This is a genomic window from Streptomyces sp. NBC_00224, from assembly GCF_041435195.1.
Taxonomy (GTDB): Bacteria; Actinomycetota; Actinomycetes; order Streptomycetales; family Streptomycetaceae; genus Streptomyces.
In genome coordinates this window covers 8,361,023-8,385,416 of the sequence record NZ_CP108106.1, presented here as the reverse complement: position 1 = coordinate 8,385,416, position 24,394 = coordinate 8,361,023, and the positions used below count along the sequence as shown (strand labels likewise).

Genomic DNA, 24,394 nt, shown 5'->3' with positions numbered 1-24,394 from the left:
CGCTCAGTAGCGATACGCGCCGATCGCGATCTCGATGAACGAGCGGATCAACGGGTTGGTGTGGCCGTCGTTCCACACCGCGACCACTCGGCTCGGCGCCATGTCGACCAGCGGAACCGCGGTCAGGTTCTCGGGCAGGTCGTGTCCCAGTGGGGCCAAGCCGACCGTGCTGTTCCAGAGCACGGCCTGCAGGCATTCCTGGACGACGCGCACCACCGGGCCCTCGCGCGGTTTGCCGCCGTTCCAGTACGACTGCCAGATCGGGTCGGTTCCCTGCGGGAACTGGAACCAGCGGCGGTCGGCCAGGTCGGCCAGCTTCAAGTCGTGGCGACGGGCCAGCGGATCGTCGGCGCGCAGTACCGCACCGACCGGATCGCTGCGCAGCTCACGCACCGTCAGGGCGGTGTCGTTGAACGGCGCACGGGTCAGGGCGACGTCGACCAGCCCGGCGCGCAGTCCGCAGGTGGGATCGGTCAGGTCGGCGTCGCGGATGCGGATGTCGACGCCGGGGTGGCTTCGGCGGAAGGCGGCCGCCAGCCTGGCGATACCGGGGTCGGTGCCGTCGCCCAGGATGCCGATGGTGAGGGTCGCGGCGTCGGCCGCCGCAGTCACCCGGGCGCGGACGCGGTCGGCCTGGTCGAGCAGGGCCCGCGCTTCGTCGAGCAGCACTGCCCCCACCGGGGTGAGCGTGACTCCGGCAGGCGAGCGGGCCAACAGCAGGGCACCTACCTCTGTCTCCAGCTGCTTGATCGCCCGGCTCAGCGGCGGCTGGCTCATGTGCAGCCGGGCGGCGGCCCGGCCGAAGTGGAGTTCCTCGGCAACCGCCACGAAGTAGCGCAGGGTACGTAGCTCCATGCTGCGACGATACCCGCAAGGTATCGGCGTGGCGGAACGGGTGTTGGACACGTACGGGGCCCTGGCGGTGCACTCGGAACATGATTGACGAAGCGAAGCCCAGTGAACCGCAGGCCGACCCCGCCGTATCGGTGGTCGGCCCCGCCGACGGCGAGAGGATCGTCTTGGGCACCACGCGCATGCGCGTCCTCGAAGACGGCAGCCACACCGGGCACCGCCTGGGGATCACCGAGTCCGTCCTCGCCCCGCACACCTCCGGACCGCCGCAGCACCGCCACGCCCAGCACGACGAGGGCTTCTACATCATCTCCGGCACGGTGCGGTTCACCGTCGGGGACAAGGAACACGACGCGACCGCGGGCACGCTCGTGGTGGTCCCGCCCGGCGCCCCGCACACCTTCGCCAACATGACCGACCGACCCGCCGTCATGCTCAGCATGTTCACCCCCGACCTGTACGTGCAGTACTTCCGAGACCTCCAGAGCATGACCGCCGACGGCAGGCCGCTGACCCCTCAGGCCGGCCTCCACACGATGAGCCGCTACGCCACCGAGCCCGCTACCGACTTCGCCTGAAGACGACGGGCCGGGACACCACGTCGGCCTGCCGCACCAAGGCGGTGGAACAGACCGACGTCACGTCGCGGAGGGCGCTCGCCAAGGGTGTCCGAGTACGGGCCGGCCCCTGCGGCGCCGAGGCAGCGGGGGTGGGGCTAGAAGCCCTTCACCGCCCAGTCCTGGACGTCAGGAGTGGGGCTGCCCTGGGTCCACAGGGTCAGCCAGACGCCGTTGCCCAGGGAGTTGCCCTTCGGTGTGATGGCCTTGCCGTAGGCGTTGACGGCGCTGCCGTCCGCCGACGGGGAGAACCGCTGGACGTCGCTTGAGGGGTTGCACGTCCACAGTGTCAGCAGCGCGCCGTTGGTGTTCGCGCCGTTGGCCTCGGGGGTGATGCACTTGCCGCTGGCCTTGTGGACGATCAGACCGTTCTCGTACTTCCACCGCTGGGCATCCGATCCCGTGCAGCTCCACACGGTGATCGGGGTGCCGTTGGCGGTGGCGTTGCCCTGAGGCGTCGCACAGACGGAGCCCGCCTGGTGGAAGTTGGTGAGCCAGCTCCAGCCGTCGACCGGCTTGCCGGCGTCGGGCTCGACGTTGAACACCACCCGGCGCGGCCCGCTGGAGTCCACCAGCGCCTCGTTGGCGCCCCAGAGCCGCTTGGCCAGGGGGTCCCAGGAGAGGCCCTGGGTCAGCTGCGGTGCCTGAGTGAGGACGTGCGGCGCCTCGCCGGGCTTGGCCACGTGGATGCAGGAGTAGAGCTCGGTGCCGCCCGGCCAGTACGTCGGGCAGGTACCGCTCATGTAGTAGTTGGTGCCGTCCGTGGCCGTGCCCTGGATGCCCCACACGGGAGAGGTGTAGCCCGTGGTCTCCGAGGCGACCGTGGTGGGAGTGCCGGTGCCGAGGGCCGACAGCGGCCAGCGGACGATGCGGGCGCCTGCGCCGTTCCTGTTCTCCACCGACACCAGGGCCGGCGTGGCGCCGGAGCGGTCGACGCTCAGGCTGCTCAGGCACAGCTCGTCGTGGACGGCCGGACCACAGGCGCGGGGGCTGTTGTTGACGTATGCCGTGGAGATGTTGTCGACCGCGGCGGTACTGACGGTGCTGTAGCGGGCGACGAGCGGCATCGCCCAGAGGTGGAAGCGAGCGGAGGTCTTGCCCGCAGTCAGCCCGGTGAGGGCGCTGGTGGTGTCACTCATGCGCCAGATGCGCGTCAGATCGAAGACCTGCAGTTCCGCGCCGTTGGCGACGAACAGCCTGTTGCCGTACCAGGCGACGCCGTCCGAGTGCGACGGGTACTGAAGCTGCTTGAAGTTGCCGTTGACCGGCTCCACGAGCGCGATGTGCCCGTACTTGACCTGGCCGCCGGTCGACTCCGCGATCGAGACCCTCGCGTAGTCCTCGACGGTAGTCGGAGTGCGACCTGAGACATACGTGCCGTGATACCAGGAGGTGGCCGTCAGGGAACGGCCCGCATACAGCCCGTCGGCGGTGGCGGCATGCGAACCGGCGAAGCCCTGTGGCATCCAACCACCCGCGTCATCCGCGTAGTTGGACCTGTCGTCCTCATCGTCCCAACAGAACCCGTCGGGCTTGAGAGCGCCGTTCAGCCCGGTGGCGTGACAGAGGCCCGGACGTCCCGTACGGGTGCCCAGGACGTCGGTGACGGACGCCTTGGCGACTCCGGCGGCCTCGGCGGAGGTGATGAGGTTGGTCTTGTCCCCGTCCACACGCGTGAGCTTGAAGTTCGCGGTGAACGGGTCCAGGCCGGAGGCGGCCTGGGCGGACTGGGCGGGAAGCAGTACGGAGGCGGCTACGGCCGCTCCCAGCGCAAACTGAGCAAGGCGACTTCTTCGTCCGAACATAAGTTTCATTCGGGCAGGGTAACCGGCGCCGACTTGCCATGATCATCTCTTTCACATGGTCTTCACGCAGGCCAGGAACGCGGACCGGGCGTCGACGCCGACAGGACGGTCACCGCCCAGCAGCTGCGAGTATTTCGGCCAAGTCGACCGCCTTCCTCGCGGCCGACGGCCCCACCGTCAAGCCGCGCGTCCCGAGGCGAACGCCCGGCCGGCCGCCTCGCTCAATGTGGGGTAGTCGGTGTAGCCGGTCGGCCCGCCCACGTACATCGTGTACTTGTCCCGCACCGCGTTCAGGGGCGCGCCGGTCCGCAGGCGCTCGACCAGGTCGGGGTTGGCGAGGAACGCGCGGCCCAGCGCGATCACATCGGCACCCGCCGCCAGCAGGCGTTCTCCGGCGCGCCGCCCGCCGTCCGCCGGCATGGGGGCGGGCCAGCCGAGGTTCGGGTTGGCCATCAGCGTGCCGGGCCAGCTGTTGCGGATCCGGGCGAAGATCGGCTCCTCCGGATCGGCGGACTCCAGGTGCAGATAGGCCAGGCCGGCATCCGCCAGAGCCTCGATGAGCTCGTCGTAGATGCGCGTGGTGTCGCCTTCCTCGATCCCGTTGACGGTGTGCGCCGGGGAGATCCGAAGCCCCGTCCTTTCGGGGCCGATCGCGTCGGCCACGGCCCGGGTCACCTCCACCGCGAAACGGATGCGGCGCGACACCGACCCACCGTAGGCATCGCTGCGCAGATTGGTGTTCTCGGCCATGAACTGGTGCAGAAGCATCCCGTTGGCAGCGTGCAACTCGACCCCGGCGAAGCCCGCTTCGACCGCGTTGCGGGCCGCCTGGGCGAAGTCGGCGACGGTGGCGTGGATGTCCTCGACGGTCATGGCACGGGGCACCACGGAAGGCCGCCGTCCAGCGGGCGTGTGGATCGTCTCCGGGAGCGCTATGGGCGAGGGGGCCTGCGGCACCAATCCGCTGTTGTCCGGGTGCCCCACCCGGCCCCCGTGCTGGAGCTGGAGGAACATCGCTCCCCCTTCGGCGCGCACCGCGTCGGTGACTTGGCGCCATCCCGCTATCTGTGCCGCGCTGTGGATTCCGGGGATGTTGGGGTAGGTCTGCCCCGCGGCGTTCGGCGTGGTGCCCTCCGCGATGATCAGCCCGGCCGAGGCACGCTGGGCGTACTGCGTGGCCATCAGGGCCCCCGGAACACCGTCGGCATTCGCCCGGTTCCTGGTCAGCGGCGCCATGACCAGGCGGTTGGGCAGGTGCAGCGGGCCGAGGCGGGCGGGGGTGAAGAGGCTGGAGTTGACTGTTGTGTGCGTCATGACCGTACGGTAGAAGTTGACACCGGTGTCAGGTTCAAGGGGGACGGGATGATCCCGTCACGGGCAGGGGGCAAGATGCGGGTCGGGGAACTGGCCGAACGGACGGGCGTGAGCGACCGCTCGTTGCGCTACTACGAGAAGCAGGGCCTGCTGACCGCCGAGCGGACTGCCGGCGGCCACCGTCAGTTCGGCGAGTGGGCGGTCGACCGGGTCATCCGCATTCAGGCCCTGTACGCCGCGGGCCTCAACAGCACCAAGATAGCGGCGCTGTTGCCCTGCATGCGCGACGCGGACGGCGGTCCCTCCGCGCAGGCGACGGAGCGGCTGGTCGCCGAACTCGCGCAGGAGCGTCGGCGGATCGACCAGCTCATCGCCGATCTGCTGCGCTCCCGCGACGTCTTGGACGAGGTGATGGAACTCGCCGCGGAGCCACGTCCCGTCGCGGCCGCGCAGTAGGAGCCGGCACACGTCCACTGGGCCGCCCGGGTATGGCGCGCTGTTCAACTCAGGATCCCAGTACGGCGAACAGCTCGTCGCGGCCGCTGACACCAGCCTTGCGGAAGACCGCCCGCACATGCGAATTGACGGTGTGCACCGAGACGTCCAGGACACGGGCGATCCGTTTGGGCGGCTCGCCACGGTGCAGGTGCTGGACGATCTGCCGCTCGCGGACAGTAAGGCCGTGCCACGCCGCGAACGTCGCCAACACCAGCTCGCCGGTGGCCTCTTGGAGGACCACGGCCACGTCCCCGGTGCCGTCCGCGTCCAGGGGCTGGGCGTGCACGGCGATCCGTCGGCCGAGGAAGGTGGTGGGGCTGCATGCCAGTGGCGACGGGGCGGCGGGATCGATCCGATGTCGCCGCGCGGCAAAGGCGATTTCACGCATCGACACCTCAGGCATCCACGGCGGCGCCAGCCCGTGCGCGGGGTCGATCTCCTCCAGCCACGCCCGTGCCTCGGGAGTGATGGACCGCACGTCGCCGTCCGGGCCGACGATGACGACTCCGGCCGGCAGGTACGGCCGCCTGGGGTGCGGCTCTCCTTCGGTGGCGTACTTGCGCAGCAGGGTGATCAGCGATGACGAGAGCCGCGCGAGCCGCTCGGCGTCATCCCTGCCGAACGGTCTGCCGCCCTCATCGCGCAGCAGACCGAGCAGGCCCCACGGTCCGCGCGCGTCCCGCAGCAGCAGCCGCAGCTCCGAGCCGGCGCCATGGGCGGCCAGTGTCCTGCGGGCACGCCGGTGACCGACTGTGTCCCAGCCCGACGACAGCCGGCCGGCCCCGCCGAGCAGCCCCACCGGGGACGCCAGACGGGCGACATCGACGGGACTGACAGGGTCGGCCCCCAGGTACGACTCGTACAGCTGGGCCCTGACGAGGTCGGGGCTGAACCCGTGCAGGAACCCGAAGGAGACCGCACCCGTCGCCGGGTTCATACCGAACAGCCGCAGCCCGTCATGCGCCACGCAGGGGTACAGAGCATGCGACACGTACTCGGCCAACTCGTCTCTGACAAAGGGCCCTTGTCCCGATGCCTCCAGGACGCGCGCAGCCTGGTTCATATCCCCGCTCTCCGCTCAGTGCGCTGCCGCCTGCGCCGCCCCGCGTGCACGCCCCATTCGGTTCTCCTGACTCGAAAGGCAACCCGAGCACATGGGCCAGGGCCACCGTCGCTCGCCTCGCGCCTTCCCGACGCTACGGCAGGACGGAGATGTTCCGCCGCCCTCGCGCCCGGTATGGCGCGCATCGCGCGGCGAGTGACCGGGACTGTGCGGACGACGGCGCGTGGCCTGCGCTGTTATGCGGCACGGGTCGGTGGGGGTGGCGGTGGAGGAGGTGGTGGTGGCTCGTTGCGGAGCAGTGGGAGCGGGGTGTGCAGGTGCCAGATGCCCGGGAGGTCCAGTTGGCCCTGTCGTTCCGCCAGCAGGATCTGTTGAACGGTGAGACTCCCGTCCAGCACGCACGCCCCGCTGCGTACGGCGACCAACTCGGCGTTGCGTACGACAGCAACAAGACCGGAGATCCGGAAGGCCAGGTCGAGGCCCACTTCAAGGGTGCCGATCTTGACGCCGTCCATGAGCACGTCGACGTAGGGGCGGTGGCGGGATGTGATCTCGTGGGTCGCGAGCGCGAGGACCTCCTCGCTGCCCGGGGCGGCGCGCGTGCGGCGCGCGGCGGCGGTGAGGTCGGCGTGCTTGCGCCAGCCGCCCGCTGCCACGTCGAAGAGGTCCAGGCCGAGGAAGGAATCGATGACGGCCGCCATTTCACGCTCGACGGCCTGATCGGCCGCGGCTGTCAGGGGGCGGGTCGTTCCGCTGAGGAGGTCCCTGGCCGCCCCGCCGCCGTGGAGCGGGCCGACGAGCGCCTCGGCCGAGCCGTGGTCCTCCCGGCCGAACAGGAAAGCACGGACCGTGAACGGTTCTGTCGCCGCGGCAGTCGTGGTCATGGCTTCACCTCGGTAGAGGCTGACAGGGCTGATGCAGGTCAACGGAGGTCAATAGAGGCGCTGATCACCTGGATCCGCGTGAGGTTCGAGCCGTACGGCGCGGTTCGCCGAACCGGTGTTCCGTCGCTCCTGCAGGGCGACCGTCCCGGCTCCGGGGCGCAGTGCCGCACGGATGTGGTCGTGGACCCAGCGTGGTCCACGGTGCCGATGGTTCAGCAGGGAGAACAGGGCGGCCAGGAGCAGCAGGCCTCCGAAGAGGGACGGCCCGACCACCCAACCGGCTGGTATCGCCGTTCCCCCGCCGTCGGCTCCGTCGGTGCTCCCGGTGACGCTTCCGGTTCCGTTGGTGTCTCCGGCGGTGTCTCCGGCGGTGTCTCCGGCGGTGGTTCCGTTGCTGTCCCCGCTGGTGTCTCCGGCGGTAGTTCCGCTGGTGTCTCCGGAGGTGGTCCCATTGGTGTCCCCACTGGTGTCCCCGGAGGTGGTTCCGTTCGTGTCCCCGCTGGTGTCTCCTGAGGTGTCCCCGGTGGTTGCGGTTCCGTTCGTTCCTGGGTCTCGCACCGTGAAAACGGCCTCGCCGCTCCGATCGGGATAGTCCGTGCACGCGGCTCGTACGGTGTAGGTCGTCTCGGGTGACCCTGCCGGCACGGGAAACTCCGCGTTGATCGCCCCCTCACTCGTGACGTCGGCGCCGACGAGCCGGGTGCCGTCCCACGTCACATCCACGTACGAGCAGTTGAACCCAGAACCGCTTACCGTGACAGTCGTCTGCGGCGCGCCTTCGGTGGGGTGCAGGGTGATCTCGGGATCAGCCGGTGCCGTCACGGTGAACGTCCCAGTGCCGTAGAACGCCCCATCAGCGCCTTTGTAGCACCGCGCCGCCACGTCATGAGCTCCCGCAGCGGCGTCGGCCGGCACAGAGATATCGGCACCTCCGGCCTCATCTGTCGCGTTGAAGTCGATGTAGTCCTGGTCCCACTTGATGCCACTGATATAGCCAGGTGTGGCACAGCTCGTGAAACTGACGTGAACGGACGTCCCTGGCGGCCCCGTGGACGGGGCAAGAAGAATCGATTCCCGCTTCACGACCACGCCCGGCGCCGAGAACGCCGTCGGAGCCCACACGACCGCGATACTCACCAGCACGGCGGTCAGCGATCTCCAGAGGAATCGCGCGGCGGATGGCATGAGTCAAAGGAATGTGGGGGCGAGGAAGGAAAGGACGAGGCGTTACGGCACCCAGGAAACTGGGCCTCAGGTATCGCCACCCCTTAATTCTCCTCCCTCTCGCCGCTCCTCGCTCGTCGTCAGCGGCGCGTTCCTCGACGGACGCCGCAGCGCTCCGCCTCCGGGGACGCCCCGCCCGTACGTAGGGAGTGCCAGTCCCTGGATCAGCCGGTCTCTCCCGCCGCCGCACCACCCCGGCAAGTCTGGTCACCGACGCCGAGGACTGGCGTCGTAGGAGTGGGAGGGGACAGCCCAGCTGAGCCCAACCCCCCTTTCCACCTGTCCAACCCCCACCTCACAGAAAGCGAAGAACATGCCCAAGATTTCCGCCGAAGACCAGAACCTGACCGTCCTCAACATCTTCACCACGGACGCCCCGGAGAAGCAGGAGAGCCTGCTCGGCGCGATGCGCGAGATCGTCGACTCGGCCGCCTACCCGGGCTGGATGTCCTCCACCGTGCACGCCGGTGTGGACAAGCCGGGCACGGCCAACTTCATCCAGTGGCGCAGCCGCGCCGACCTGGAAGACCGTTACAACGCCGAGGAGTTCGAGCACCGCACGCTCCCGCTCTTCGGTGAACTCACCACCTCGATCCGCCTGCTCCAGAACAAGATCGTCTACTCCGGGACCCAGTCCGGCGACAAGGCCGAAATCTCCCCGGCACGCGGCGACTACACCGTCATCGCGGTCTTCGGCGTGACGGAGAACAACCAGGACCAGCTGGCAAACGCGCTCGGCCCGAAGTCCGAACACCTCAACGACGTGCCCGGCTACGTCTCCCACACCGTACTCAAGGGCATCGCCGCTCGCGGCCTTGAAGGCTCCTTCGTGATTTCCTACTCACAGTGGGAGAACAAGGAGTCGTTCGACGCCTACCAGGCCGTCGCGCAGGACAACAGGCCCGCCGCCCGCATGGAAGCAGAGCGCATCACCAATTCGCTGCTGACCTCGGTCGACTTCAACACGTACCAGGTCGTCCACACCCGCGCGGCCGGGGAATGACACGACGGCGGGTTCCACTCGTACAACCCCTGCACTCCTGGAGAGCCGGGCACGCGGCGGGACGTGGCAGGTGACTGGTGATCGGGCAGTGGGCCCCGTTTGACCTTGACACAGTGACAAGGCCTTCACTGCTTGCCAAGGAGGTGGTCCGATGACGATCACGAGACAGGACACGTATGCGATCCAAGCACTCCAGGGCCTGGAGGACGGCCGTTCGTCCGTGCGACTGCAGGCCGCTCTGGCAGTCGGCACGACGCCTGACCCGCGCTTCGTCGACAAGCTCATCGAACGATGCGCGATCGAGCCCGAGTTCTTCGTCCGCGACATGCTGACCTGGGCGCTCACACGCCACCCGGTGTCCCTCACGCTCCCCGAGCTGCTCCGCGCGGTCCGCTCGGAGCGTGCGCAGGCACGAAGCCAGGCGCTGCACACGCTGTCCAAGATCGGAGACCGGCAGGCGTGGCCGGCGATCACACGGGCGCTGTTGTCCGACGCGGACGACGAAGTGGCGCGGAGCGCTTGGCGAGCCGCGGTCGTGCTCGTGCCGGAAGGCGAGGAGCCCGCGTTGGCCGCGGTGTTGGCGACGCAGCTCGGGCGCGGTGAGCGGGAGACGCAGCTGAGTCTCAGCCGGGCACTGGTCGCGCTGGGTGAAGTGACGGTGCCGGCTCTGCGTGCCGCGACGACGGGCCCTGACCCACGCGTGCGCGCGCACGCGCTCGCCACACAACGGCTGCTGCACGACCCGGACGCCGGGTTCGAGTTCGCGATCGAGGAGGCGAAACGCGTCGTGGCTCTCGACGGGTCGGCCAGGAGGGACGATAGGGCGTGTTGATCGGTGAGGTGGCGCGACGGTGCGGGGTCAGTGCCCGCATGCTCAGGCATTACGAGTCGCTCGGTCTGGTGCGGCCTTCGGGTCGTACGGGCTCCGGCTATCGGGAGTACTCCGGCGAGGACATCCGGCGGATCTTCCACATCGAGAGCCTGCGGTCGCTGGGGCTGTCGCTGCGTGAGATCGGGCGCGCACTCGACGACCCCGGTTTCATGCCCTCGGCGCTCGTCGGCGACCTCATCCGTCAGACGCGCGAACGCATCGCGGCGGAGACCGAGTTGCTCACGCGGCTGTGCCGGATCAATGCCGCGGAACCCGCCGAGTGGGAGGACGTCCTCCAGGTCGTTGCGCTCCTCCAGGCGCTGGGGTCGAAGAGCGCCGACGCACGCCAGCGCGCGGCCCTTTCCTCGGGCAACGAGGTTCCGGTGCCGGTGGAGGCCCTGGTCGAGGCGGCGCTGAGCGAGACGGACCCGAACGTCGCCGGCGCCCTTCGATGGGCGCTGGCCCGATCGGGCGACAGCGGCTCGGCACTGCTGGCGCAGGGCCTCGGCTCACCGGTGGCCGCGGTGCGGGAACGTGCTGTTCAGTCCCTCGTCGAGCTGCCCGGTGACGAGGCCACCGGGCAGCTGCGGGACGCTCTCACGAACCCCGACGCCGTGGTCCGCGGATATGCGGCGCTGGCGCTCGGGACACGTGGAATGGCCGATGCGGCACCGACGCTCATCGACATGATCGTGGAGGGAAGGAACGACACCGATGCGGCCGATGCGCTCAGCGCGCTGGCGAGCGACACCGTGACGGCGGATCAGATCGCGACCAGGCTCGTCGACCGTCTCGCCCACGACACCACTGAAGCGCCGGCACGCGGACGGCTGACACAGGCGCTGGCGGGCATCCCGGGGACGACGGCGTCACATGCCCTGGTGGAGTTGTCGCAGGACGAGGACCGCGCCGTCGCGCTGACCGCGGCGTACCTTCTTCAGCTACGCGCCGCACGGTGACGGCTCTCTCCGGGGGCGGGGCACGGGCGGGCACGGGCTGTAGCTACGTCGGCTTCCCTGTGTCCCCGCCACGTGACGCTGGGGGACCGCCGCCGCACAGCGCGCGGGGAGCAACGCCGCATACGCCCTGTAACTGACGGAATTGACGATTCCGCTACAACATGATCGTGAGTGGTCGTTTTCGGTCAGGATCGAAACCGTCACTCCATGTACAGGGCAGCCGCCGCTCTTCCCACGCCTCGCCTGCCCACATCGACCCGCGCCGGTCCCGCCATACACACCGAGTGGCAGGCATTCATGCGGAGTTACCGCTAGTTCGGCGAAAATTCTTCCGACTTTCTGGCAAGCGGAGACAAGACTCGACCGAAAGTGGCCGTGATCCTTTGACTCCCGATCGACCGTTCGGTGAAGGTCGTTCACATGTCCGTCACAACCGGAGCCTCCACGGGTAGCCCGATACGCCGACGCGACTTCCGGCTGCTGCTCGCGGGAGCGGCCGCCGGACAACTCGGCGCTCAGGTCACGCTGGTGGCCCTTCCCCTGGTAGCTGTCCTCGAACTCAACGCCTCCGCCCTACAAGTGGGCCTGCTCACCGCCGCGGAGACCGCCGCCTTCCTGCTCGTCGGGCTGCCCGCCGGGGCCCTCACCGACCGTATGCGCAAGCGCCCCCTGATGATCCGCGCGGACCTGGTGCGCGCTGTGGCGATGGCCAGCATCCCGGCCGCCGCGCTCGCCGACGCCCTGACGATGGCCCAGCTCTACGTCGTCGCGCTCATCACCGGAGTGGCGACCGTGTTCTTCGACGTCGCCCACCAGAGCTACCTGCCGCAGATCCTGCCGCGCGAGGAGCTCATGGCCGGCAACGGCGCGTTGGAGACGGTCCGTTCCACCGCGCAGGTGGCCGGGCCGGGGGCGGGAGGCGGGCTGGTCCAGCTCGTCGGAGCGCACCTCGCGGTCCTCACCGACGCCCTCGGCTACGTGCTGTCCGCCCTGGTCCTCCTGCGCATCGAGCAGCCGGAGCAACCGCCCCAGGCCCCCGCCGACGCCTCCCTGCGCAAGGACATCGGCGAAGGCATCCGCTTCGTCACCGGCCATCCACTGCTCCGTGTCATCGCCCTCACCACCGGCCTCGGCAACCTGTGCATGGCCGTCCTCATGGCAACCCAGACCGTGCATCTCGTACGCGTCGTCGGACTTGAGCCGGGCGCACTGGGACTGGTGCTGTCCGCGTCAGCCATCGGCGGGCTCCTGGGCGCCCTGTGCTCCGGGCGGCTCGCCGCCCGGTGGGGGCAGGCCCGGCTCATCCTGTGGTCCGTCCTCCTCAGCGGACCGTTCGCCGTGCTGTGGCCGCTGTCCGCGCACGGCGCCCTCGGCGCGGTCCTGTTCGCCACCGGATCGGCGGGCATCTCCTTCGGCGCCGTCGTCTACAACATCGCCCAGGTCAGCTTCCGCCAGGGACTGTGCCCGCCGCGGCTGCTCGGCCGGATGAACGCCACCTTGCGCTTCCTCATGTGGGGCACCCTGCCGCTCGGCGCGCTCCTCGGCGGCGCCCTCGCCCAGTCCTTCGGGCCGCGCACCGCACTCGCCTGCTGCGCCGCCGGTTTCCTCCTCGTACCGCTGCCGCTGCTGTTCTCCCCGCTGCGCCGCATGCGGGACCTGCCCGGACCCGAGGGCGTCTCCGACTCCACCCCCGAGATACCCCTGGCGGACACCGCCGCGGACGGCGACGGACAGCCCGCCCCCACCCCCTCCCGCTGAACCAACCGCCGCGGCCTCGCACGCGGCGGCCCGTTCCGCCCACCACGCCCGCACGCACCCCGGCAGACCACGACCACGCCACGACAGAAGAGGACTCCGTGCCCAGCATCACGAGCCAGTACCTGGCCCGCTACCGGCGTATCACCGCCGGCGACGGGTCCAGCGCCCTGCTGCCCGTCACCGGGGCACAGCGCCGCTTCGCACTGGTGCGCTCGCTGGACCCGGCCGGGCGCCCCGACGTGGTGCCGATGTTCTTCGCCTTCCCGCACGGCACCGTCGACCCCGCTCGTCTGCAAGCGGCGGCCCGCCGGCTCGCCGCGCGGCACACCGCCCTGCGCTCGCGGCCCGCCGTCGTACGCGGGACTCCCGTCCTGCACACCGGAGAACCGGACATCCGCGTGCGGCGCCCGGCTCCCGAGCCGGGCGAGCGGCCCGCCGACACCCTGCGCCGCGCACTGGCCTCCTGGGATCCACAGGCCCCGCCCCTGCGGCTGTTCCTCGCCCGCGATGACGAACACCGCACCGACGACATCCTCGCCATCGCCCTGGACCACGCCGTCTGCGACGGCCGGTCGCTGGCGCGGATCGCCGAAGAACTCGGCGCCGCATACGCCGAGGACACCGCCGAGCCCCCTGCCGCGCCCGAGGAGACGGAGGCCGAACTCGCCGCCTACCGCGAGGCGGTTCTGCTCCAACTCGCCGCCGAGGAACGCGCGGACACGCCGGAGGCAGCCGCCTACTGGGCAGACCGGCTGCGCGCCGTGCGCACCCACGCCCCGCTGCCGCGTCCGGAACGCGTGCCCACGGGCACGCTTCCCAGCGGCTCGGCCGAGGCCCTGCTGCCCGCGCACGACGACGGCGTCCCCTTCCCGGGACTGCTCGACGCCTGCCGAGCCGCGGCGAGCGCGCTGTACGGACCGGATCACGTCGTTCCGCTCGGCTACCCGTGGGGCGGCCGCCCCACGGGTGCGCAGCCGGTCGTCGGCTGCTTCCTCAACACCGTCGTCTTCCCGGCCGCCACCGGCCACGGGCCCGCACCGGAGGCGACGGCCGACGCCTGGTGGGACGACCTCGACCGGGCCGACATGCCCTTCGACGCGGTCGTGGCCGCCGCGCGGTCCGCCGGCCCGGGCTGGAACGGCGCGCTGGACGGACTGCTGACCGTGGACGACGACAGCCGCCGACCGCCCCTGATGCTGGCCGGTGTCCAGGGCCGGGAGGTCCACGTCGACGGCAGACCGGTGCGCGGCCCCTTCGCCGTCTCCGTCACCCAGGGGGCGGAGATCCGCCTGCGGATGGTGTGGGACCGCGCGGTGCTCGACGACGCCACCGCGCACCGGGCGTTCGACGCGCTCACCCAGGCGCTGCGCCCGGCGGCGCGAACCGCGGGCTGACCGGCTGCCCGGACCACCCCACAGCGGCGCGGACTCGAAGCGCCACCCACCTCCCTCGCCCATGCCCACGTTTCTCCGGCGCGGCCCCGCGCGACCCGCGGAGCCGCCCGTACGACCGCACCCGGCCACGACCGTGACCGGGCCCGGAAAACCGCCCCGACGACCTCAGGGACCGACATGCTTCCGCTCTCCGCCTCGCAGGAGATCGTCTGGCTGCACGAACAGATGCAGCCCGGCAGCCGTGCCTACAACTTCACCGCCGCACTCGACCTGTGGGGCCCCCTGGACACCGAGGCCCTGCACGAGGGCCTTGGCGCCACCCTGGCCCGCCACCCCGGCCTGCGGCTCGAACTCGTCGCCCTGCCCGGTTCCGTACCCGGGCAGCGGGTCGCCCAGCAGTGCCGACCCAGGCTGCACGCCGTCGACCTCACCGGAAAGGAAGACCCCGAGGCGGCCTTCCAGGACCTGCTGCGCGCCGAGGCCGAGACACCGCTCGACACCTTCGAGGCGCCGCTGATCCGCTGGACGCTGGCGCGGCTCGCCGAGCACCACCACCGGCTCGTCCACGTCGAGCACCATCTGATCCACGACGGGCACTCCTTCGCGATCCTGCTCGACGACGTCTTCCGCGTCTACCGCGCCCGCGTCATGGGCGAAACCCTCACGCTCCCGCCCGCCCCCTCGTACGCGGACCACGTCCAGGCCCAGACCGAGACCGCCTACGCTCCCGAGTCCCTGGACTTCTGGCAGGCCGAACTGCGCGACCAGCCCCACGACTTGCCGCTGACCGGCCTCGCCCGCCCCGGCGCCCGTCGCAGGCACCACGGCGGACAGCTGCGGCAGACGATCGGCGCCGATCTCGCCGAGCGGCTGCGCGAGCACACCCGTGAGCGCGGCCTCACCCCCTTCGCCACGCTCCTGGGGCTGTTCGCCGAACTCCTGCGCCGGCACAGCGGCCGCTCCCGGATGGTCATCGGCACCGCCGTCGGCAACCGGCCCCTGGGCTACGAGGACGCCGTCGGCATGTTCGTCAACACCATCCCCCTGCCGCTCGCCCTGGACGCCGCCGCCCCGGCCCAGGACACCATGGATGACGTCACCGACACCCTCATCCGCGCCCTGCCGCACCAGGACGTACCGGTCCAGGAGCTGACGCGGGCGCTCGGCCTGCATACCTCCGGCGCCGACAACCCGCTGTTCTCCGTCATGTTCAGCGCCCACGACGCTCCGCTGCCCGAGATCGACCTGCCGGGCCTGGACATCACCCTCTTCGAGGGGTTCAACACCGGCACCACCCGCTTCGACCTGGACGTGGTGCTGCTGCCGGACGACCGGCGCGGTGTCACCCCGCGCCACGGCGCGCCCGGAATGACGCTGGTGTGGGACTACGACGCCGACCTGTTCGGCGAGGACGTCGCCCGGCTGCTGTCCGGCCGCTTCCTCGACCTGCTGCGCGCCTACCTCGACACTCCCCAGGCCCCGCTGGCCGACCTCGCCCCGGCCGCGGTGGAGGCGGCCGCCGAGGCCGTGCCCGTCCCGGCCGGGCGCGATCTGCTGGATCCGGTGGCCGCCCACCACCCGTCGCTGCCCGCCCTGCTGTGCGGCGCGCGCCGTGTGACGTACGGCGAACTCGACGGGCGCGTCGCCTCGCTCGCCGAGCGGCTGCGCGCGGCGGGCATCACGCCGGGCCTGCCGGTGGCCGTCGTCCTGCCCCGGGGGGCCGACTCGGTCGTCGCCCTGCTGGCCTGTCTGCGCACCGGCGCCGTCTACTGCCCGCTGTCGCCCGCCGATCCGCCGGCCCGTATCGCCCTGTTGGTCGAGCGGCTCGCCCCGGCACTGGTCCTCATCGGCGAGGGCGGCCCGGCCCTCCCGGACTCCCTGCCCACCGCCCGGATCGACGCGCCGGTACTTCCCCGCGCCCACACCGCCGATGTCCTGCCCGCCACGACCTACGTCATCCACACCTCCGGCTCCACCGGGACGCCCAAGCCGGTCGCCGTCGGCCGCGCGGCGCTGGAGCACCATCTGACCGCGATGGCCGACCGGTTCGCCCTCTCCAGTGCCGACCGGGTCCTCATGTTCGCCCAGCCGTCCTTCGACGTGGCGCTGGAGGAGGTGCTGCCCACCCTGCACGCGGGGGCGTGCCTGGTGGTGCCCGAGCACGAGGTGCCCACCGGGCCGGAGCTCGCCGAGCTGCTCGCCGCCGCCCGGGTCACCGTCGCCAACCTGCCCACCAGCTACTTCCTCTCCACCCGCGAGGAGCTGCGGCCCGCGCTGCGCGACGAGAGCTGGGCCCCCAGGCTCCTGGTCCTGGGCGGCGAGCGCCTTCCCGCCGAGACCCTGCGCGGCATCCTCGCCGACACCGACGCCACCGTCCTCAACGCGTACGGCGTCACCGAGGCGGCCATCAGCTCCACCGTCCACGAGATATCCCGCGACGCCCTGACCGAAGGCGCCGAGATCCCCCTGGGCACCGAACTGCCGGGCGAGCGCGTCCACGTCCTGGACGCGTACCACCGCCCGCTGCCCGTCGGCGGGGTCGGTGAACTCGCCATCGCCGGGCCCGGCCTGGCCGAGGGCTACCCCGGCAACCCGGAGGTGACGGCTGCCCGGTTCATCGCCGTGGACGCGCTCGGCGGCCAACGCGTCTACCTCACCGGCGACCTCGGCTACCGCGGCCTGGACGGCCTGCTGTACTTCCTGGGGCGGCGCGACAACCAGGTCAAGCTGCGCGGTCACCGCATCGAGCTGGAAGAGATCGAGGCGGCGGCGTCCGCGGCGCTCGGCGGCCGCTCCTGCGCCGTCGTCCTGGACCGCGACAGCCCGGCCGCGCCCCGGCTCGTCGGCTTCTTCGAGGACGGCGCCGACCTCTCCGACGTCGACGAGAAGGCCCTGCACACCGAGTTGAGCCACCGTCTGCCCGGGCCTCTGGTACCCGCCCGGTGGGCGCGGCTCCAGACCATGCCGACCCTCGCCGGCGGCAAGCCGGATCGTACGGTCCTGGCCCGGCGCGCCGCCGCCCTCGACCCCGTGGCCCCGGCGGCGCCCGAGACCGAGACCGCATCCGGGCACGAGCAGGCTGCCGCCGTGCCGGACGATCCGATGACCGCGCTGCTCGTGAACGGCTGGCGTGAGGTTCTCGGCCACAGCCGCTTCGACACCGCCTCCCACTTCTTCCACATCGGGGGCCACTCGCTGCTGGCCGCCGAGCTCGCGGCCTGGCTGGAGCCCCACCTGGGCACGCGCCCGCCGCTGAAGGTGCTCTTCCGCAACCCCGTGCTCGCCGACCAGGCCGACGCCCTCGCCGCCACCGCCCCTGCCTCCACGGAGTCGTGATGATCCAGTCCCCCTCCCCCGCCACCACCACTTTGGTGCCGAGCATCGCCCACGGCCCCGAGGCCGAACCGACCGCCGTCCTCGCCCGCTTCGAGGAGCGGGTCCGGCTCACTCCGCAGGCCCCCGCCGTCATCGACGGCGCGCGGACCTGGACGTACGAGGAACTCGCCACCGCCGCCGACAGCATCGCCGCCGCCCTGCGCGACCGCGTACGGCCCGGGGACCTGGTCGGTGTCTGCCTCGACCGTTCCACCGCCCTGGTGGTGACCGCCGTCGCGCTCGCCCGGATCGGCGCCGTCTACCTGCCGCTGGGCCCGCGCCCCGGTGAGCGCCGCACCCAGGCCGTCACCGAGGACCTCGACGTCGCCTGCCTCATCGGTGACCCCGGTGTCCTGCCCGCGGCCCACCGCGACGGGGAGCACACCCCGCTGCCCCTGCCCACCGCCGGCGTGAACGCCCCCGCCGGCGCGGTCGCCGCGTTCGCCGCCCGCCCGCAGGGCGGACGGCGCGCGCCCGAGGGCACCCTGTACGCCGTCCTCACCTCCGGATCCACCGGCCGCCCCAAGGCGGTCGCCGTGGCCGAGGCCTCGCTGTCCGTCGCCCTCGACTGGTACCGGGCGGCCACCGGTCTGGCGCCGGGCGACCGGCAGTCCCTGCTCATCGGCGTCGCCTTCGACCCGCACCTGCTGGAGCTGTGGGCCGGGCTGACCTCCGGTGCCGCCCTGGTCCCGGCCCCCGACGACACCCGCTGGGACGCGGCCGTGCTCACCGACTGGTGGCGCGATGCCGCCGTCACCGTCTGCGTGGCGGCGACCCCCACCGTCGAACCGCTCCTGGACCGGCCCTGGCCCCAGGACCTGAAACTGCGTCACCTGGTGGTCGGCGGCGACCGTATGCGCCGCCGCCCCGGCCCGGACGTCACGGCCACCGTCCACAACGCCTACGGTCCGGCCGAAGCCACCGTCGTCACCACCACCTACGCGATGCGTGCCGCCGACACGGCCACGGGCGACGTGGCCCCGCCGCCGATCGGCACCCCGCTGCCGGGTGTCATCGTCGTCGTCACCGACGAGGACGGCCTGCCCGTCGCCCGCGGGCAGGACGGCGAACTGCGCATCGGCGGGCACTGCCTGGCGCTCGGCTACCTCGACCCCGAGCTCACCGCCCAGCGTTTCACCACCCCGCCCGAGCACCCGGCGCTGGAAGCCGTCGACCGCCTGTACCGCACCGGCGACCGGGTCCGTATGGGCGTCGACGGCAGCCTGGAGTTCCTCGGCCGCCTCGACAACCAGGTCAAGATCAGCGGGGTCCGGATCGAACTCGGCGAGGTGGAGGCCGCCTTCGAACAGGACGCCCGCGTGCGCACGGCCGTCGTCACCGTGCACTACGACGGCTCGGGTCTGGCCCGTCTCCTCGCGCACGTCAGGCCCGCCGAGGGTACGACGCCCGCGTCCGGCGACCTGCTCGCCGCGGTCCGTGCCTGGCTTCCCGAGCAGGCCCTCCCCGCCGCCGTGCACTTCGTCGACACCTACCCGCTCGACGCCAACGGCAAGGTCGACCGGGCCGCCCTGGCCACCCACACCCCCGCGGCGCCCGCGGCCCGCGCGGACGCCCCGGCCGACGCCACCCCTGGCGAACAACTCGTCCTGGCGACCGTACGCGAACTCCTCGGGCGGCCCGCGACCGTACTCGGCGACAACTTCACCGACATCGGCGGCACCTCCGTCGTCGCCGCGCGGCTCCTCGCGGTCGTCGAGCGCGAGACCGGCATCCGCCCGCGCGCCCACGAACTGCTGCGCAGCACCGACCTGCGCGCCTTCGCCGCCCTCCTCGACCAGCGCCGGACCCCGCGACCGGCAGGAGCCTGACATGACACCCACCACGCCTCAGCCCACCCGCACCGCGCAGCCCACAGCCGAGGTCCGGCCCGGCTCCCCCGCCAAGGCACCCGTTGTCTCCCCGGCGCACGCGACGGCGCTGCCGGACCTCGTGGCCCTCCACGCCGAACGCACCCCCAACGCCCTGGCCGTCGTCGACGGCGACACCACCCTCACCTACGGCCAACTCGACCGGGCCGGCCGCGCCCTCGCCGCACACCTGCGCGAGCACCAGGTGGCGCCCGGCGACCGGGTGGCGCTGCTGACCACCCGCTCCGCCCGCACCGTCGTCGCGCAACTCGCGCTGTGGTGGGCCGGAGCCGTGTGCGTACCGCTCGACCCCGCACAGCCCCGACCCCGCACCGAAGCGATGATCGCCGACGCGGGCGTCACCCTCACCGTCGGCGACGCCAAGCTGCTGGACGCGGCCGCGCTCACCGGCCCCGTCCTGGCCCTGCCCGAAGAGCCGCTGGCCGACGGCCCGTTGGCGGGTGGCGCCGCGCCGGACAGCCCGGCTTTCATCATGTTCACCTCCGGCTCCACCGGCCGTCCCAAAGGCGTCACCCTCGCGCACCGGGCCATCACCGAACTGGTCACCGCACCCGACTACCTCACCGTCACCGCCCGCGACCGCCTCCTGTTCCACTCCCCCATGACCTTCGACGCCTCGACCTTCGAGGTGTGGGCGGCGCTCGCCAACGGCGCCGCGGTCGTGGTGTGCACCGTGCCGCGGCCCTCCCTGGAAGACCTGGCCCGCCACGTCGAACGCCACGGCGTGACGGTGGCGTTCTTCACCACGGCGCTCTTCCACCAGCTCGCCGCCCGCCGCTCCCGCGTCTTCGCCCAGCTCCGCTCGGTCATCGTGGGCGGCGAGGCCATGGCCGCCAGCCACGCCCGCGACGTACTGACCGCCTTCCCCTGGCTGGAGCTGGTCAACGGCTACGGCCCCACCGAGACCACCACCTTCGCCACCGCCCACACCGTCACCGGCCACGACTGCGACGCACCGCTGCCGATCGGCCGCCCCGTCGCCGGGGCCACCGTCCACGTCCTGGACGCCGACGGCAACCCGGTCCCCGACGGCGACCGGGGCGAACTGTGGGTCGGCGGCACCCGGCTCGCCCACGGCTACGCGGGCCGGCCCCAGCTCACCGCCGAGCGATTCGTCGACCACCCCACCGCCGGACGCCTCTACCGCACGGGCGACATCGTCTCCGCCCGCCACAACGGCATCCTGGACTTCCACGGCCGCAACGACGACCAGGTCAAGGTCCGCGGGTTCCGCATCGAACCCGCCGAGGTCGAGCACGCCCTGCGCCAGCAGCCCGCGGTGGACGACGCCGCCGTGACAGTCGACGGCGCGGGCACGCCCGAGGCGCGCCTGGTGGCGTTCGTCGTCGCCGCGCCCGGGCCCGTACCCGCCGCCTCGGCGCTGCGCGAGCGGCTCACCGCCGTCCTGCCCGCCCATCTGGTGCCCGACGCCATCACCCTGGTGGCGCGTCTTCCCCTGACCCCGTCCGGCAAGGTCGACCGGCGCGCGCTGAGCGACCGCACCCAGGCCGCCGCCCAGGACACCACCGCCACGCCCGCCCCGGTGATGAGCCCGCTGGAGGAGGCCGTCGCCGAGGTGTGGAGCCGGAACCTGGGCAGCGAGGTCACCCATGGCGACGCCGACTTCCTTGCTCTGGGCGGCCACTCCCTCCTCGCCCTCGCCGTCACCGACGACCTGCGCGAGGAACTCGGCGTCGAGCTCGCCCTCGCCGACTTCTTCGCCGCCCCGACCGTCGCCGCCCAGGCCGCCCTCGTCGAACGCGCCCTGCTGGCCGCCCACAGCGACCTCCACCCCCAGACCCCGGAGCACAGCGATGTCCACTGACGCCGACTCCACGGCGCAAGCCGAACAGCAGCGGCTCCAGCACGAGCTGCTGCGCCGAGCCCGCACCACCGCCGCCCGGCGCGCCTCGGCCGCTCCGGCCACCCACGCCGCCCTGGGCACCAGCGGGCAGGCAGCGCGCGACGCCGCCCAGCCCGGCACTGCCCCGCGGCCCGGCCGCCTGCCCCTGTCCCGGGCCCAGCGCCGGATGTGGCTGATGGAACGGCTCGGCGGCGCGGGCGACTCCTACCACGTCCCCTTCGCCACCCGGGTGCGCGGCCCGTTCGACCCGGCCGCGCTGGCCACCGCCCTGACCTCACTGGTGACCCGGCACACGATCCTGCGCACCTGCTACGCCGACCAGGACGGCGAGCCCTTCCAGGAGGTGCTCCCTGCCCCGCACACCGTGGCCGTGCCCGTCGTCGACACCGCCACGACGAACGCCCCGGCGCTGCTCCGCCAAGAGGCGGCCCGGCCGTTCGACCTCGCGGCAGGTGAGGCGGTACGCGCCCGCGTCCTGCGCCACGGACCGCAGGACCACACCGTTCTGCTGACGCTCCATCACATTGCTGTCGACGGCGGCTCCCTGGACACCCTGGCCGATGAACTCGCCGCCCTCTACACCGCGGCCGTCGACGGCTCCGGCCGAACTCTCCTCGCCGCACCCCCGCAGTACGCCGACTACGCGCGCCGCGAGCACGACGAGATCCCCGGCCTCCAGCCGGAACTGGACCACTGGAGCGGCCTGCTGGCCGACGCCACCCCGCCCCGCCTGCCCCCGCCCGCGACGCTCGCGCCGCGTACCACCGACCCGTCGGCAGCGGTGCACACCGTGCCGCTCCCACCCGCGCTGCCCCCCGCACTGCGGGCGCTGGGCGCCGAGCGGCGCGCCACGCTCTTCGCGGTGTCGCTCACCGCTGCCTTCGCCGCGCTGCACCGCCTCACCGGCGACGACGACCTCGTCATCGGAGTAGCGGGCACCCACCGCAGCGGAACCGCCATGCGCGGCCTGGTCGGCCTGTGCGTCAACACCCTGCCCGTCCGCGTCGACGCCGGCGGCGACCCGTCCTTCGCCCAGCTGCTGCACCGTGTACGCGACGCGCTCCTTCAGGCCCAGCGCCACCGCCACCTCCCCTTCGACCTCGTCCTGGAACGCCTCGGCGCCACGGCACGCGGCACCGACGGCACCGCACTGGTCCGCGTCACCTCCGACGTGCTGGGCGAGCCCACGGTGCTCCGACTGCCCGGCACCTCGGCCGAGTACGTCGACGTGCCCACCGGCGGCGCCAAGTTCACCCTGTCCTACGGCCTGTCCCTGGGCGACGCCGAACAGCCCACGGCGCTGGTCCAGTTCGACCGCGACGCGCTGGACGAGGCCGCGGCGCAGGCGACCGTACGCGACTACGCCGCCTTCCTCGACGCGGCGGCGGCCGGCCCGGAGCTCGCACTGAGCAAGCTGCCCGGCCTCAGCACACCGCGCCCGCCCACCACCCGGCGCCCGGCCCCGGGCACACCGCACGTCCCCGGTGCGCAGGCCCCGCCGGAAGGTCACGCGGAAGCGGCGACCCCGTCCGCCGCCAGGGCCGGCGCCCCGGACAGTGCCGATCACCCTGCGGCCCATGCCCTGCGCGCCCACCCGCAGGTCGCCGACGCCCTCGTCGTCCAGCCCGTCGAGGGGCCAACCGTCGCCTACGCCGTCCTCAACGACAGCGTCGGCCCGTCCGGCAACGAACTGCTCGCTCTGCTGCGCCGCTCGCTCGCACCCGAGTCCGTGCCCGCCGCGGTCACGCTGCTGGACGCGCTGCCCGAGACGACCGCCGGGACCCCCGACACCGCCCGGCTGCCCGGATCCCCCGTGCCGAGCAGCCCGTCCCATGCGCGAGCCGGAACCGTCACCGAGGCCTTCACCTCGCTGCTCGGCCTCACGCCGTCGCCCGACGACGACTTCTTCGCCCTCGGCGGCCACTCCCTCATCGCCGTACAGCTCGCCGAACGTCTGCGCACCCGGCTCGGCCTGCCGCTCACCGGCCTCGACGTGCTCCAGGCTCGCACGCCCCGGGCGCTCACCGCGCTCCTCGACGAGCGGGCGGCCCAGCAGGCCGCCGCCAAGACCACGCGCAGGCCCGCCCGTGCCCGCGCCGTCCGCCCGGGCACGGTGCTGGTCACCGGCGCGAGCGGCGGCGTCGGCGCGTTCATCCTGCGGGAACTGGCCGCCCAGGGCCGCCCCGTGCTGGCCCTGGCCCGGCCGGAATCCGCCCATCTGATCGCCACCGAGGGCGTCGACGTCGTCGCGGGCGACCTCACCGACCTGGCCGGACTGCGTAACGCCGTCACGGGAGCGGACGCGATCATCCACGCCGCCTGCACGTTCACCCGGCCCGAAGTGGACCTGGCGGCCATGGAGACGATGGTCGACGCCTGGAGCCGCGGACCCTTCGTCTTCGTCAGCAGCGTCGACGCCTACGGACACCCCCACACGGACCAGGTCCCGGAGGAGTCACCACCCTGCGAGCCCATCAGCCCGTACGGCAGGGCCAAAATCGACTGCGAGGCCATGGTGCTGCGCGCCGCGGGCACCGACGGACGCGGCGGAGCGAGTGCCCTGCGGTCACCGATCGTGTGGGGCGCGCACGAGCGGCTGCGCGAACAGCTGCGCTGGGGCGCCATCGGCACGCTGTACCAGGCCGCCCGCCGAGGCGAACCGATCGAGCTGCCCCGTCCCGGTACCGGCGGACACCCCTGGTACGGAGCCGCCTGGGTCCACGCGGCCGCCCTGGCCCGCGCGGTGACCGAGTGCCTGGACCGCCCCGTCCACGGCGTCGCCAACGCCGTGAGCGGCCACGTGTCCTGGCACGACCTCGCCCACGACCTCACGGAACTGCTCGGCTCACGCGGCGACGTCCGCGAGACCGACGACGTCCCGCGAGATCTCGACCACCGCTGGCACTACGACAGCCACCGCCTGGCCCGCACGCTCCGGACAAAACCGGGCGAGGACCGGCGGACCGTACTGGCCGAGATGATCGACGGCATGACGGGCGACGACGCCTGACGATCGGAGCTCAG

17 protein-coding genes are annotated in these 24,394 nt (G+C 72.3%); 11 read left to right on the top strand and 6 right to left on the bottom strand.

Annotated elements, in window-relative coordinates; genetic code table 11:
• Nucleotides 1-3: 3 nt before the first annotated feature.
• Nucleotides 4-855: a LysR family transcriptional regulator gene (locus OG965_RS37490; protein WP_371656544.1), complete on the bottom strand. Its 852-nt coding sequence runs from the start codon at nucleotides 853-855 to the stop codon at nucleotides 4-6.
• An 80-nt stretch (nucleotides 856-935) separates the two neighbouring features.
• Here OG965_RS37490 and OG965_RS37485 point away from each other — a divergent pair, with 80 nt between their 5' ends.
• Nucleotides 936-1,430, top strand: a complete 495-nt coding sequence (locus OG965_RS37485) for a cupin domain-containing protein (protein WP_371656543.1) — start codon at nucleotides 936-938, stop codon at nucleotides 1,428-1,430.
• A 137-nt stretch (nucleotides 1,431-1,567) separates the two neighbouring features.
• On the opposite strand, the gene OG965_RS37480 is transcribed toward OG965_RS37485, so the two are convergent.
• On the bottom strand, nucleotides 1,568-3,283 hold the full coding sequence (locus OG965_RS37480; protein ID WP_371656542.1) for an RICIN domain-containing protein: 1,716 nt from the start codon (nucleotides 3,281-3,283) through the stop codon (nucleotides 1,568-1,570).
• A 168-nt stretch (nucleotides 3,284-3,451) separates the two neighbouring features.
• The gene (locus OG965_RS37475; RefSeq protein WP_371656541.1) at nucleotides 3,452-4,588 is read right to left on the bottom strand and encodes an alkene reductase; all 1,137 of its coding nucleotides are present in this window, start codon (nucleotides 4,586-4,588) and stop codon (nucleotides 3,452-3,454) included.
• 75 nt (nucleotides 4,589-4,663) lie between these two features.
• Between OG965_RS37475 and OG965_RS37470 the strand changes: the two genes are divergently transcribed.
• A complete protein-coding gene (locus OG965_RS37470; RefSeq protein WP_371657164.1) occupies nucleotides 4,664-5,044 on the top strand; it encodes a MerR family transcriptional regulator in 381 nt (126 codons plus the stop codon).
• A 49-nt stretch (nucleotides 5,045-5,093) separates the two neighbouring features.
• Here the strand turns inward: OG965_RS37470 and OG965_RS37465 are convergent, their stop codons facing one another.
• The 3 genes from OG965_RS37465 to OG965_RS37455 form a co-directional block, all read right to left on the bottom strand.
• The gene (locus tag OG965_RS37465) at nucleotides 5,094-6,053 is read right to left on the bottom strand and encodes a helix-turn-helix transcriptional regulator (RefSeq protein WP_371656540.1); all 960 of its coding nucleotides are present in this window, start codon (nucleotides 6,051-6,053) and stop codon (nucleotides 5,094-5,096) included.
• A 332-nt stretch (nucleotides 6,054-6,385) separates the two neighbouring features.
• The gene (locus OG965_RS37460) at nucleotides 6,386-7,033 is read right to left on the bottom strand and encodes a hypothetical protein (RefSeq protein WP_371656539.1); all 648 of its coding nucleotides are present in this window, start codon (nucleotides 7,031-7,033) and stop codon (nucleotides 6,386-6,388) included.
• 48 nt (nucleotides 7,034-7,081) lie between these two features.
• Nucleotides 7,082-8,218: a hypothetical protein gene (locus OG965_RS37455; protein ID WP_371656538.1), complete on the bottom strand. Its 1,137-nt coding sequence runs from the start codon at nucleotides 8,216-8,218 to the stop codon at nucleotides 7,082-7,084.
• Between the two features lie 352 nt (nucleotides 8,219-8,570).
• Between OG965_RS37455 and OG965_RS37450 the strand changes: the two genes are divergently transcribed.
• The 9 genes from OG965_RS37450 (at nucleotide 8,571) to OG965_RS37410 (ending at nucleotide 24,380) form a co-directional block, all read left to right on the top strand.
• A complete protein-coding gene (locus tag OG965_RS37450) occupies nucleotides 8,571-9,260 on the top strand; it encodes an antibiotic biosynthesis monooxygenase (protein ID WP_371656537.1) in 690 nt (229 codons plus the stop codon).
• A gap of 151 nt (nucleotides 9,261-9,411) precedes the next feature.
• Nucleotides 9,412-10,092: a HEAT repeat domain-containing protein gene (locus OG965_RS37445; protein WP_371656536.1), complete on the top strand. Its 681-nt coding sequence runs from the start codon at nucleotides 9,412-9,414 to the stop codon at nucleotides 10,090-10,092.
• The gene (locus OG965_RS37440; protein ID WP_371656535.1) at nucleotides 10,086-11,090 is read left to right on the top strand and encodes a MerR family transcriptional regulator; all 1,005 of its coding nucleotides are present in this window, start codon (nucleotides 10,086-10,088) and stop codon (nucleotides 11,088-11,090) included. The genes OG965_RS37445 and OG965_RS37440 overlap by 7 nt, the downstream gene beginning before the upstream one ends.
• A gap of 420 nt (nucleotides 11,091-11,510) precedes the next feature.
• Nucleotides 11,511-12,848, top strand: coding sequence for an MFS transporter (locus OG965_RS37435; protein WP_371656534.1), 1,338 nt, complete (start codon nucleotides 11,511-11,513; stop codon nucleotides 12,846-12,848).
• A gap of 98 nt (nucleotides 12,849-12,946) precedes the next feature.
• Nucleotides 12,947-14,242 (top strand): non-ribosomal peptide synthetase, encoded by a 1,296-nt coding sequence (locus tag OG965_RS37430; protein ID WP_371656533.1) that lies wholly within the window; start codon nucleotides 12,947-12,949, stop codon nucleotides 14,240-14,242.
• Between the two features lie 177 nt (nucleotides 14,243-14,419).
• On the top strand, nucleotides 14,420-17,578 hold the full coding sequence (locus OG965_RS37425) for an amino acid adenylation domain-containing protein (RefSeq protein ID WP_371656532.1): 3,159 nt from the start codon (nucleotides 14,420-14,422) through the stop codon (nucleotides 17,576-17,578).
• Nucleotides 17,578-19,446: a non-ribosomal peptide synthetase gene (locus tag OG965_RS37420; protein WP_371656531.1), complete on the top strand. Its 1,869-nt coding sequence runs from the start codon at nucleotides 17,578-17,580 to the stop codon at nucleotides 19,444-19,446. The genes OG965_RS37425 and OG965_RS37420 overlap by 1 nt, the downstream gene beginning before the upstream one ends.
• A 1-nt stretch (nucleotide 19,447) precedes the next feature.
• Nucleotides 19,448-21,331: a non-ribosomal peptide synthetase gene (locus tag OG965_RS37415; RefSeq protein WP_371656530.1), complete on the top strand. Its 1,884-nt coding sequence runs from the start codon at nucleotides 19,448-19,450 to the stop codon at nucleotides 21,329-21,331.
• Nucleotides 21,321-24,380, top strand: coding sequence for a condensation domain-containing protein (locus OG965_RS37410; protein WP_371656529.1), 3,060 nt, complete (start codon nucleotides 21,321-21,323; stop codon nucleotides 24,378-24,380). The genes OG965_RS37415 and OG965_RS37410 overlap by 11 nt, the downstream gene beginning before the upstream one ends.
• Nucleotides 24,381-24,394 lie beyond the last annotated feature (14 nt).